10 protein-coding genes are annotated in these 11869 nt (G+C 70.1%); 7 read left to right on the top strand and 3 right to left on the bottom strand.

What is annotated here, in order from left to right; all coding sequences use genetic code 11:
* Nucleotides 1–30: 30 nt before the first annotated feature.
* Nucleotides 31–897: a sugar phosphate isomerase/epimerase gene (locus tag AB0K73_RS13280; RefSeq protein WP_360513145.1), complete on the bottom strand. Its 867-nt coding sequence runs from the start codon at nt 895–897 to the stop codon at nt 31–33.
* 88 nt (nt 898–985) lie between these two features.
* Here AB0K73_RS13280 and AB0K73_RS13285 point away from each other — a divergent pair, with 88 nt between their 5' ends.
* From AB0K73_RS13285 to ilvC, 5 genes are all read left to right on the top strand, one after another.
* The gene (locus tag AB0K73_RS13285) at nt 986–3238 is read left to right on the top strand and encodes a bifunctional alpha,alpha-trehalose-phosphate synthase (UDP-forming)/trehalose-phosphatase (RefSeq protein WP_360513143.1); all 2253 of its coding nucleotides are present in this window, start codon (nt 986–988) and stop codon (nt 3236–3238) included.
* A gap of 10 nt (nt 3239–3248) precedes the next feature.
* Entirely contained in the window at nt 3249–4943 is a 1695-nt protein-coding gene (gene ilvD, locus AB0K73_RS13290; protein WP_360513141.1) for a dihydroxy-acid dehydratase, read from the top strand.
* 41 nt (nt 4944–4984) lie between these two features.
* On the top strand, nt 4985–6793 hold the full coding sequence (locus AB0K73_RS13295; protein ID WP_360513139.1) for an acetolactate synthase large subunit: 1809 nt from the start codon (nt 4985–4987) through the stop codon (nt 6791–6793).
* Nucleotides 6794–6795: 2 nt separating this feature from the next.
* Entirely contained in the window at nt 6796–7305 is a 510-nt protein-coding gene (gene ilvN / locus AB0K73_RS13300) for an acetolactate synthase small subunit (RefSeq protein ID WP_360513137.1), read from the top strand.
* 69 nt (nt 7306–7374) lie between these two features.
* Complete coding sequence (gene ilvC, locus AB0K73_RS13305; protein WP_360513135.1) at nt 7375–8403, top strand: ketol-acid reductoisomerase; 1029 nt, start codon at nt 7375–7377, stop codon at nt 8401–8403.
* 92 nt (nt 8404–8495) lie between these two features.
* On the opposite strand, the gene AB0K73_RS13310 is transcribed toward ilvC, so the two are convergent.
* Together AB0K73_RS13310 and AB0K73_RS13315 are read right to left on the bottom strand one after the other, a co-directional pair.
* Nucleotides 8496–9101, bottom strand: a complete 606-nt coding sequence (locus tag AB0K73_RS13310) for a GNAT family N-acetyltransferase (RefSeq protein ID WP_360513133.1) — start codon at nt 9099–9101, stop codon at nt 8496–8498.
* A gap of 99 nt (nt 9102–9200) precedes the next feature.
* The gene (locus AB0K73_RS13315; RefSeq protein WP_360513131.1) at nt 9201–10835 is read right to left on the bottom strand and encodes a tetratricopeptide repeat protein; all 1635 of its coding nucleotides are present in this window, start codon (nt 10833–10835) and stop codon (nt 9201–9203) included.
* A gap of 80 nt (nt 10836–10915) precedes the next feature.
* Here AB0K73_RS13315 and AB0K73_RS13320 point away from each other — a divergent pair, with 80 nt between their 5' ends.
* Nucleotides 10916–11380, top strand: coding sequence for a DNA polymerase III subunit gamma/tau (locus AB0K73_RS13320; protein ID WP_360513129.1), 465 nt, complete (start codon nt 10916–10918; stop codon nt 11378–11380).
* A gap of 1 nt (nt 11381) precedes the next feature.
* Nucleotides 11382–11777, top strand: a complete 396-nt coding sequence (locus AB0K73_RS13325; protein WP_360513127.1) for a hypothetical protein — start codon at nt 11382–11384, stop codon at nt 11775–11777.
* The last annotated feature ends 92 nt before the right edge of the window (nt 11778–11869 follow it).

The following is an 11869-nucleotide window of genomic DNA, read 5'->3' on the forward strand; positions in this document are numbered from 1 at the left end:
CGACTGACGCGTCGTCGTTGCGACGACGCGTCAGTCGTCGTCGTGCCGGTGACCCGGGCGGATCGCCTCGAGCGCCCGGCGCGACTTCGTGAGCATCGGTCGGCTCGTCTGGTGCGTGTGGCGGCGGGCGAACTCGAGCGTCTCGCGGAGCAGCTCGATCCGCTCGCGCTCGCTCTTCGCCTTGCGCGTGTTCACCTCGGCGACGACCGAGCCCTTCCACCCGCGCGCGCTGAGCGCCTCGAGCACCTCGGCGACCGGCTCGCGCCCATGGCCGGGCAGCAGGTGCTCGTCGAAGATCTGGCCCTCGCCGATGGCGCCCGAGCCGTCGCACAGGTGCACGTGCCGCAGGCGGTCGCCGAGGTCGTTCGCGAACTGGAGGCTGTCGACCCCCGAGAGCGCAGCGTGCGAGAAATCGAGCGTGACCGCGTCGCAGTCCATGATGCGAGGATCCCAGCCGGGCGCGTACGCCTTCATGTTCCGCCCGGCGGCACGCCAGGGGAACATGTTCTCGACGCCGATCTCGACGTCGTACTTGCCCGAGATCTCGCGCACGATCTCGAGGAAGTTGGAGGCGTACGTCGCCTGCCAGCGGAACGGCGGATGCACCACCACGCTGTCGGCGCCGACCGCCGCCGCGAGCGCGGCGGTGCGATCGAGCTTCACGCGCGGGTCGCGACCCCACACGAAGTGGGTCAGCAGAAGCACGGGAGCGTGGATCGACAGGATCGGCAGGGAGTAGCGGCGGGAGAGCTCGAGCAGCGGCTCGGGCTGCTGCGTGGACTCCTCCTGGGTGACCATGATCTCGATGCCGTCGTAGCCGGCGAGCTTCGCCAAGCGGAAGGCATGCTCGGGTTCGAGCGGGTAGACGCAGGTGGTGCTCATGCCGACGCGGATCATCAGGACCGCAGTCTATCCACGGAGCCTGAGCGTCTGCGGGGGGCTGTTAGCCTGAACGGAGCCGCGAGGAGGAGGGGGAATCCGCCGCATGCACGCTCCCGGACCGGAACGCGACGAACTGCACGTCGAACACGCCTACGACATGATCGTGGTCTCGAACCGGCTTCCGGTCGACTACCAGGCCGGGCCCGACGGCGAGACGCAGTGGAGGAGCTCGCCCGGCGGCCTCGTCACGGCGCTCGAGCCCGTCATGCGCGCCGCCGACGGCGCGTGGGTGGGGTGGACGGGGGTCGCCGAGCGCGAGTTCGATCCCTTCGAGCACGACGGCATCTCGATCATCCCCGTGCCGCTCACCGAGTCCGAGCTCGAGGAGTACTACGAGGGCTTCTCCAACGACACGCTGTGGCCGCTCTTCCACGACGTGATCGCTCCGCCCTCGTTCCACCGCGAATGGTGGGACGCGTACGTGCGCGTCAACCGTCGGTTCGCCGAGGCGGCCGCCCGTGCGGCATCCGACGGCGCCGTCGTCTGGGTGCACGACTACCAGCTGCAGCTGGTGCCGCGGATGCTCCGCGAGAGCCGCCCCGACCTCGTCATCGGCTTCTTCAACCACATCCCGTTCCCGGCCTACGGCATCTACTCGCAGCTGCCGTGGCGCCGCCAGGTGATCGACGGGCTGCTCGGCGCCGACGTGATCGGCTTCCAGCGAGCGGCGGACGCCGGGAACTTCGCCCGTGCCGTGCGCCGGCTGTTCGGCTACGCCACGCGCGGCACGGTCATCGACGTGCCCGACCGCGGCGCCGACGGTGAGACGCGGCGCGTGGTCGCGCGCCACTTCCCGATCTCGATCGACGCGGCCGGCTTCGAGGAGATCGCCCGCCGGCCCGACGTGCAGGAGCGGGCGCGGGAGATCCGCAAGAGCCTCGGCAATCCCGAGACGATCATGCTCGGCGTCGACCGCCTCGACTACACGAAGGGCATCCGGCACCGCATGAAGGCGTTCGGCGAGCTCCTGCGCGACGGGCGGCTCTCGGTCGACGACGCCACGCTCGTGCAGGTCGCGAGCCCCTCGCGGGAACGCGTCGAGACGTACCGGCAGCTCCGCGACGAGATCGAGCTCATGGTCGGCCGGCTGAACGGCGACTACTCGACGCTCGGCCATCAGGCGATCGCCTACCTGCACCACGGCTACCCGCGCGAGGAGATGGTGGCGCTCTACCTCGCCGCCGACGTGATGCTCGTCACGGCCCTGCGCGACGGCATGAACCTCGTCGCGAAGGAGTACGTGGCCTGCCGCTTCGACGACGACGGCGTGCTGCTGCTCAGTGAATTCACCGGGGCATCCGACGAACTCCGGCAGGCGGTGCTCGTGAATCCCCACGACATCGAGGGCCTGAAGGACGCCATGGTCGAGGCGGTGCGGATGCCGAAGCGCGAACGCACGCGTCGCATGCGCGCTCTCCGCAAGCGCGTGCGCGACAACGACGTTGCCAACTGGTCGGCGACCTTCCTCGAGACCCTCACCGGCGCAGGGATCATCAGGCCCGGCGTCCCCGACGGCCTGCGCACGGCGCTCTCGCGCGTCGCCGAGACCGAGCGGCTCCTCGTCGCGCTCGACTTCGACGGCACGCTCGCCCCGCTCGTCGACCGGCCCGAGGATGCGCGTGCCACCGATCGGGCGCGGTCGGCCATCCAGCGGCTCGCCGAGTCCGACGACACGCGCGTGGCGATCGTCTCGGGGCGTGCGCTCGCGAGCCTCGGCGAGGTGGCGAGCCCGCCAGAGGGCACGCTCCTCAGCGGCTCGCACGGCGTGGAGCTGCAGCTCGACGCCGGCGAGGTCACGATCGACCTGCGCGACACCGAGTTCGCCCGGCTCCAGCGACTGGCGGAGATCCTCGATGACGTCGCCGCCGGCTCCGACGGCGCCTGGATCGAGAAGAAGCCCGCCGGCCTCGCGCTGCACACCCGGAAGCTGAGCTCCTCGGCCGGCACCGCGCTGCAGCACGCGGCTCGCCAGCGCGTGGAGTGGGAGGTGCAGGGCATCACGGTACGCGCCGGCAAGTCGGTGCTCGAGTTCTCGGTGCGCTCGAGCGACAAGGGGGAGTCGCTCACCCGGCTCCGCCAGCACGTCGGCGCGACCGCCGTCATCTACGTCGGCGACGACGTCACCGACGAGGACGCGTTCGCGGCGCTCGATGCCGAGGATGTGGGCGTCAAGGTGGGGCAGGGCAAGTCGATCGCCACCCATCGCGTGCGCAGCCCGGAGGATGTCGCGATCATGCTCGAATTCCTCGCGGATGCCCGTGAGACCGCGCGCGAGGCCGTTGCCCGCTGGTCATAGACTCGTGGGTATGCCCGAGTTCGATCCCAAACCGCGTAGTCGTACCGTCACCGACGGCATCGAGGCCATGACGAGTCGCGGGATGCTCCGCGCCGTCGGCATGGGCGATGCCGATTGGGACAAGCCGCAGATCGGCATCGCGAGCTCGTGGAACGAGATCACGCCGTGCAACCTCTCGCTCGGCCGCCTCGCGCAGGCCGCGAAGGAGGGCGTGCACGGTGGCGGGGGATACCCGCTGCAGTTCGGCACCGTCTCGGTCTCCGACGGCATCTCGATGGGCCACGAGGGCATGCACTTCTCGCTCGTCTCGCGCGAGGTCATCGCCGATTCCGTCGAGGTCGTCATGCAGGCCGAGCGGCTCGACGGCTCGGTGCTGCTCGCCGGCTGCGACAAGTCGATCCCGGGCATGCTCATGGCCGCGGCGCGGCTCGACCTCGCCTCGGTCTTCCTCTACGCGGGCTCGATCGCGCCGGGCTGGGTGCGCCTGTCCGACGGCACCGAGAAGGACATCACGATCATCGACTCGTTCGAGGCGGTCGGTGCCGTCAAGGCGGGCACGATGAGCGAGGCCGACGCGAAGACGATCGAGTGCGCCTTCGCACCGGGCGAGGGTGCCTGCGGCGGCATGTACACCGCCAACACCATGGCGTCGGTCGCGGAGGCACTCGGGCTCTCGCTCCCGGGGTCGGCGTCACCGGCAGCCGCCGACCGCCGCCGCGACTACTACGCGCACCGTTCGGGCGAGGCCGTCGTCAACCTGCTGAAGCACGGCATCACCGCGCGCCAGATCCTCACGAAGAAGGCGTTCGAGAACGCCATCGCCGTGGGCATGGCCCTCGGCGGCTCGACGAACATCGTGCTGCACCTCCTCGCGATCGCGAGCGAGGCCGACGTCGAACTCACCCTCGACGACTTCAACCGCATCGGCGCGAAGGTGCCGCACATCGGCGACCTCAAGCCGTTCGGCACGTACGTCATGAACGATGTCGACCGTCGCGGCGGGCTGCCAGTGCTCATGAAGGCCCTGCTCGACGCCGGGCTCATGCACGGCGACGCCCTCACCGTCACCGGCAGGACGCTCGCCGAGAACCTCGCCGAGATGGATATCCCGCCGCTCGACGGCGAGGTGCTGCGCACCCTCGACAACCCGATCCACGAGACCGGCGGACTCACCATCCTGCACGGCTCGCTCGCCCCCGAGGGCGCGGTCGTGAAGACCGCGGGCTTCGACGCCGCGACGTTCGAGGGACCCGCCCGGGTCTTCGAACGCGAGCGCGCCGCGATGGACGCGCTGACCGCCGGCGAGATCAAGCACGGCGACGTCATGGTGATCCGCTACGAGGGCCCGAAGGGCGGCCCCGGCATGCGCGAGATGCTCGCCATCACCGCCGCCATCAAGGGCGCTGGCCTCGGAAAAGATGTACTACTCTTGACTGACGGTCGATTCTCAGGCGGCACAACCGGGCTGTGCATCGGCCATCTGGCACCCGAAGCGGTGGACGCAGGTCCTATCGCCTTCGTGCGCGATGGTGATCTGATACGGGTCGATATCGCAGCTCGTTCCATCGACCTACTGGTCGACGATGCCGAGCTGGCTGCCCGCCGGGAAGGCTGGGCTCCGCTTCCCCCGCGCTATACCCGTGGCGTCCTCGCGAAGTACTCGAAGCTCGTGCGTTCCGCCGCAGAAGGCGCCACGACGGGCTGAGTGCTGCGCTCTCCGCACACCGTCCAGAGAACAGGAATCGAATGACCACGGAATCCTCTCCCGTGCCATCGCCCGCCCCCGCGCCGCCCGGCGCGCCGGTCGAGATGACCGGTGCCGAGGCGGTCGTCCGCTCCCTCGAGATGCTCGGCATCACCGACGTCTTCGGCCTGCCCGGCGGCGCGATCCTCCCCGTCTACGACCCGCTGCTCGACAGCCGCAAGCTCCGCCACATCCTCGTTCGGCACGAGCAGGGCGCCGGCCACGCGGCCGAGGGCTACGCCTCGTCGTCGGGCCGGCTCGGCGTCGCCATCGCCACCTCCGGCCCGGGCGCGACGAACCTCGTCACGGCGATCGCCGACGCGCACATGGACTCGGTGCCGATCCTCGCGATCACCGGCCAGGTGTTTTCGAACCTCATGGGCACGGATGCCTTCCAGGAGGCCGACATCGTCGGCATCACGATGCCCATCACCAAGCACTCATTCCTGGTGAAGCGCGCCGAGGACATCCCCGGCACCATCGCGGCGGCGTACCACATCGCCACCACCGGGCGTCCGGGCCCCGTGCTCGTCGACATCACGAAGGACGCGCAGCAGGCGACGTTCCAATTCCGCTGGCCGCCGAAGGTGGAGCTGCCCGGCTACCGCCCCATCACGAAGGCGCACGGCAAGCAGGTCGCCGCGGCGGCGCAGCTGCTCGCCGACGCCAAGCGCCCCGTGCTCTACGTGGGCGGCGGCATCATCCGTGCGCACGCGTCCGAAGAGCTCATCGCATTGGCCGAGGCCACCAACGCGCCCGTGGTCACCACGCTCATGGCGCGCGGGGCGTTCCCCGACTCGCACCAGCAGCACCTCGGCATGCCCGGCATGCACGGAACCGTGCCCGCCGTGCTCGCGCTGCAGGAGGCCGACCTGCTCGTCGCGCTCGGCTCCCGCTTCGACGACCGCGTGACCGGCAAGGCGCCGCTCTTCGCACCCAATGCGAAGGTCGTGCACGTCGACATCGACCCGGCCGAGATCTCGAAGATCCGCACCGCCGACGTTCCCATCGTGGGCGACCTGAAGGACGTGCTCGTCGACCTGCTCGCCGGCTACCGCGACGTCACCGCGACCGCCACCGAGAAGCCCGACCTCGAGGAGTGGTGGGCGACGCTCGACGGGCTTCGCTCGGAGTTCCCGCTCGGCTACACGCAGCCGTCCGACGGGCTCCTCGCGCCGCAGTACGTCATCGAGCGCATCGGCCAGCTGACCGGCCCCGAGGGCGTGTACGCCGCGGGCGTCGGCCAGCACCAGATGTGGGCGGCGCAGTTCATCAAGTACGAGCGGCCCAACTCCTGGCTCAACTCGGGCGGTGCGGGAACCATGGGCTACGCGGTCCCTGCGGCGATGGGCGCGAAGGTCGCCGAACCCGACCGGGTCGTCTGGGCGATCGACGGCGACGGTTGCTTCCAGATGACCAATCAGGAGCTCGCCACCTGCACGCTCAACGACATCCCGATCAAGGTCGCGATCATCAACAACTCCTCGCTCGGTATGGTGCGCCAGTGGCAGACCCTGTTCTATGACGGCCGGTACTCCAACACCGACCTGCAGACCGGACATGACACGGTACGCATTCCCGACTTCGTTGCGCTCGCCGAGTCGTACGGCGCGCTCGGCATCCGGGTCACGAAGGAGGAGGAGGTCGACGACGCGATCAAGCTCGCGCTCGAGACCGACGACCGGCCGGTCGTCATCGACTTCGTCGTCTCGGCCGACGCCATGGTGTGGCCGATGGTGCCGCAGGGCGTCTCGAACAGCTACATCCAGTACGCCCGCGATCACTCGCCGGCATTCAGCGAGGAGGACTGACCATGTCGACACACGTGCTCTCCCTCCTCGTCGAGGACAAGCCGGGCCTGCTCACGCGCGTCGCGGGGCTCTTCGCCCGCCGCGGGTTCAACATCGAGTCGCTCGCCGTGGGCCACACCGAGATCCCCGGCCTCTCGCGCATCACGGTCGTCGTCGACGTGGAGGACCTGCCGCTCGAGCAGGTCACGAAGCAGCTCAACAAGCTCATCAATGTCATCAAGATCGTCGAGCTCGACCCGGCGCAGTCGGTGCAGCGCGAACACCTGCTCATCAAGGTGCGCGTCGACAACGCCACGCGTTCGCAGGTGCTCGAGGCGGTGAACCTCTTCCGCGCGCGTGTCGTCGACGTCTCGACCGACGCCCTCGTGATCGAGGTCACCGGCGACAGCGGCAAGACCACCGCGTTCCTCAAGGTGCTGGAGCCCTACGGCATCAAGGAGATCGCCCAGTCGGGCCTTCTCGCGATCGGCCGCGGCGGCAAGTCCATCACCGAGCGCGTCTTCAAGAACTGACCCGCGGATGCCGCAGCGCGATGTCGCGGCATCCGTCACCTGAACCCCACCAAGGAGAAAGAACAGCACATGGCTGAGATCTACTACGACAAGGACGCCGACCTCTCGCTCATCCAGGGCAAGAAGGTCGCCGTCATCGGCTACGGCTCGCAGGGCCACGCGCACGCGCAGAACCTCCGCGACTCGGGCGTCGAGGTCGTCATCGGCCTCAAGGAGGACTCGAAGTCGAAGCCCAAGGCCGAGGAGGCCGGGTTCGAGGTGAAGAGCGTCGCCGACGCCGCTGCCGGTGCCGACGTCATCGTGATCCTCGCGCCCGACCAGTACCAGCGCCACATCTACGCCGAGTCCATCAAGGACAACCTCACCGAGGGCAAGACGCTCGTCTTCGGCCACGGCTTCAACATCCGCTTCGGCTACATCGAGGCGCCCGAGGGCGTCGACGTCGTCATGGTCGCCCCGAAGGGCCCCGGCCACACCGTTCGTCGCGAGTACGAGGCCGGCCGCGGCGTGCCCGTCATCGTCGCCGTCGAGAAGGATGCGTCTGGCAACGCGTGGCCGCTCACCCTCTCGTACGCGAAGGCCATCGGCGGCCTGCGCGCGGGCGGCATCAAGACCACCTTCACCGAGGAGACCGAGACCGACCTCTTCGGCGAGCAGGCAGTGCTCTGCGGTGGCGTGTCACAGCTCATCCAGTACGGCTTCGAGACCCTGACCGAGGCGGGCTACCAGCCGCAGGTCGCCTACTTCGAGGTGCTCCACGAGCTGAAGCTCATCGTCGACCTCATGTGGGAGGGCGGCATCGCCAAGCAGCGCTGGTCGGTCTCCGACACGGCCGAGTACGGCGACTACGTCTCGGGCCCCCGCGTCATCGACCCGCGCGTCAAGGAGAACATGCAGGCCGTGCTCGCCGACATCCAGTCGGGCGCGTTCGCCGAGCGGTTCATCGCCGACCAGGATGCCGGTGCCCCCGAGTTCCTCGAGCTCCGCGCGAAGGGCGAGGCGCACCCCATCGAGGCCACCGGCCGGGAGCTCCGCAAGCTGTTCGCCTGGAACGCGTCGAGCGACGACGACTACGTCGACGGCGAGGTCGCGCGCTGACGCGAGTACCCCTGTCCTGATGTCACGCATGGCGGGGTCGGCTTCGGCCGGCCCCGCCGTCGGCGTCCGCGCCGGGTCGGGTCCCGGCCGGGTCAGGTGATGCTCGGCTCTCGCCACATCGGCCACAGCGGGGGAGAGGTTGCGCTCCGGATCTCGGCCTGCACGACGAATCCGTGGCGTTCGTACAGCGCACGATTGCGTTCGCTGGTCGCTTCGAGGTAGGCGCCGAGCCCGTCGGTGTCGACGCGGGCGAGCGCGGACCGCATCAGCCCGGATCCGACGCCGCGGCCCTGCTGGTGCGGGTCGACGCCGATGAACGGGAGGTACCAATGCGGCCGGGTCGGATGGTGCGCCTGCGTCTGTTCGAGGAACCCGAACATCTCGTCGTGGCGCGACGCATCGACACTGCGGACGATGAGGTCCGCCGCCGCGTCCGCGGCCGCATCCGAGTCGTCGGATGCGCCCGGGGGCACCCAGAGGGCGGCACCGGCGCCGCCGGGGGCGATGTCGGCAGTGCCCGCCGCGAACGCGCCTTCGCCGAGCATGGCCGCCGCGTCCGGGTAGTACTGGAGGAACCGCCCGGCGTCGGGCCAGATCCATCGGATGACCGGGTCGCCGGCGAACGCGAGGGTGAGAATACCGACGGCCGGGTGACGGGAGAGCTCCGTGCGCTCGGCGACCAACGTGGTGATGCTCATGATGTTGCTCCTTCGACACGGATCACGCTACGAGCCGGGGTCGGGGTTCGGCATGAGCACCGGTACGCAACCCGCTACGCAGTTCGTGGTGCGATCCGCTCAGGCGAGGGGATCGATGAGCCCATTCCGCAGTGCGAGACCGACGGCGGCGGCGCGGGCCGTCCGTCCGCCGACCCCGAGCTTTCCGTAGACCCCGACCAGATGCCGCTCCACGGTCCGAACGCTGAGGAACAGATCGTCCGCGATCTCCTGGTTGGTGCGACCGGTGGCGACGAGAGTGAGCACCTGCGTCTCGCGCGGCGTCAGCCCCGGATCATGCCCGCTCAGCCGGAGCCGCTGCGGTTCGGCGAGGAGGGACGTGCGCGCGGCATCCGCGGCCCGTCGCTCGCGCTCAGCCGCCTCCGTGTCACCCATGGCGGAGTACGCACGGCCCAAGTCGGAGCGGATCCGGATCGACGGCAGCACGGCACCGACGTCCTGCCACAGCTGCAGCGCACGTCGCAGGGTCGGCAGCGCCGCCGCCGGACCCTCGGTGGTGAGGAGCAGACGACCCGACGCATGGGCGGACGCCGCCTCGAAGCCCGCTGTCCGGAACACCGCCGCGAGCTCACTGAGCTCGGTGCACATCAACCCAGCCTGCTCCAGGTCTCCGATGGCGATGGCCGTCTCGACCGCCGTCGGCAGCAGCCGCGCGCGTGCGAGCGGATCGTCGGGCACGCCGGCGAGCGCCGAGCGTATCGCCGTGTCAGCGGCAGCGTAGTCGCCACGGTCCAGCGCGAGACGGGCGAGGCCCGGGTGCGGGTCGCGGCCGAGCTCGTGCGCCCGGCGGAACTGGCGCTCGGCCGTAACGAAGTCACCCTGCTCCCGGGCGATCTCGCCGAGCACGTAGTGCGCCTCCGCGGCGTTCGAGGCAGGGATGCGATCCGCTTGCGAGATCACTCGACGGGCCTCGCGCCTCGCCTGCGGCCAGTCGCCGCGCAGCTGCAGCAGGGTGGCGCGATGCACCCGGCAGATGCCCAGGAACGGCCCCGCCCCGCCGGGCATGGACTCGCACCAGCGCGCCGTCGCATTCGTCCATTCCATCGCTCGACGCAGGTCGGCGATCTCCTCGCACGCCGTGATGAGGTGGCAGTAGATGTTCCCCGCCCAGTCCGGCGCGATCTCGTCGGACACCGCGGCGAGCATGGCCTCGTCGAGCATCGCCAGCCCGCGGTCGGTCTCGCCGCGTCGAACCGCGATCCTGCCGAAGGCGAGCACCGCCAGGGCCGCCAGCGTGGGGTCGTCGTGTCGGCGGGCGCGCCGGTCCACGAGCACCGCGGCACGCTCCGCGCCGTCGAGGTCGTTCCGGTCGAAGGCCTCTTCGAAGCCGACGTAATCGAAGTAGCCGTGTACCGGGTGGTCGGGGAGTTCGGCGGCGGCTCTCGTGGCGCGACGCATCCAGCCCGACGCCTGCGCGTGCTCGTCGAGCAGCGACAGCGTGTACGCGACGTCGAGTGCGATCCGTGCCGCCTGTTCGGCGGCTTGCGCGGCGACGGCCAGCCGATACGCCTCGTGCAGCACTACGAGCGCGCGGTCGAATTCACCCAGCCACCAGTGACAGTCGCCGAGCGCATACAGGTCGGGGGTCTCCAGTCGCGCCGCGTCCTGCAGGCGTGCATACCCGTCGCGAGCAGCGACCCAGTCGTGATGCCGATACGCATCCCGAGCCGCGGACAGCACGGCGACGGTGTCCATGAATCCATGGTCCCACCCGGACGGAAGGCGCGCTTGCCCGACGGTCGAGGCGACGCCGAACCGCTCGCTAGTCTGGGGGCATGGCCCGCGACTCCGACGACGAAGCCCTGCGATGGGAGGGCGACGACGATCCGACCCTCGCGCCCGGCTGGAAGACCGTGGGGCAGCCTGTGCCGCTCGCCGGCGCGCCCGCGGGGGAGCGCGCGGAGGGTGCTGCTGCGGACGAGGCCGGTGGGAAGACCGCGGCGACGGATGCCCCCAGGCAGGCGGGCTCGGCCGAACTCGTCATCCTCGGGGTGCTCGGCGGCGTCTACCTGCTGTACGCCATCGGCTGGCTGATCACCGCCACCACGCCCGCTCCTGCGCTCGCCGATCCGGTCGCGCAGTTCATGTACGGACTCGGCCGCTGGCTGGCGGTGGCGGCCCCGGCGCTGTGGTTCGGCACGGTGCTGTGGCTGGCCGCCGAGCACCGTCGCGCCCGGCTCATCTGGCTCATCGCCGGGGCCGTGCTCCTCGTGCCCGTCCCGTTCCTGTTGCGAGGTTGAGATGACCGAGGCATCCGTTCCCGCCGGTGACGCCGGCACGGACTCGAGCGACACCGGGGCCACCCGCCGCACGGTGACGCCGCTCTGGCTGGCCGTGACGATCGCGGTGATCTTCGGGGTGCTGTACGCCTACGACGTGTGGGAGGCCGTGCGCGACCTCGTGGGCGTTTCGCTCATGGTCTCCGACCTCGGGGTCACGCTGGCGGGCGGCGGCATCGCCCTCCTCATCGCGGCCCTCCTCGTGCCCCTCGCCGTCTTCGCACTGGCCTTCTGGCTGGGATACCGACGCGGTCCGGTGGCGCAGGTCGTGCTCCTCCTCACCGGGTATGCCGTCGTGCAGGTGCTGACCCTCGACCTCGGGGCGCTCTTCGAGCTCGGGGGCATCGACTTCTCCTGACGGGGTGCGACTCGTGCAACGCGGTCGCGCGCATGAGCGCAGGCGTCACGGAACAGAGTGCGCATCCGCGCTCCCGTAGAATGGCCGGGTAG

The organism is Agromyces sp. NPDC052230 (assembly GCF_040679595.1).
Taxonomy (GTDB): domain Bacteria; phylum Actinomycetota; class Actinomycetes; order Actinomycetales; family Microbacteriaceae; genus Agromyces.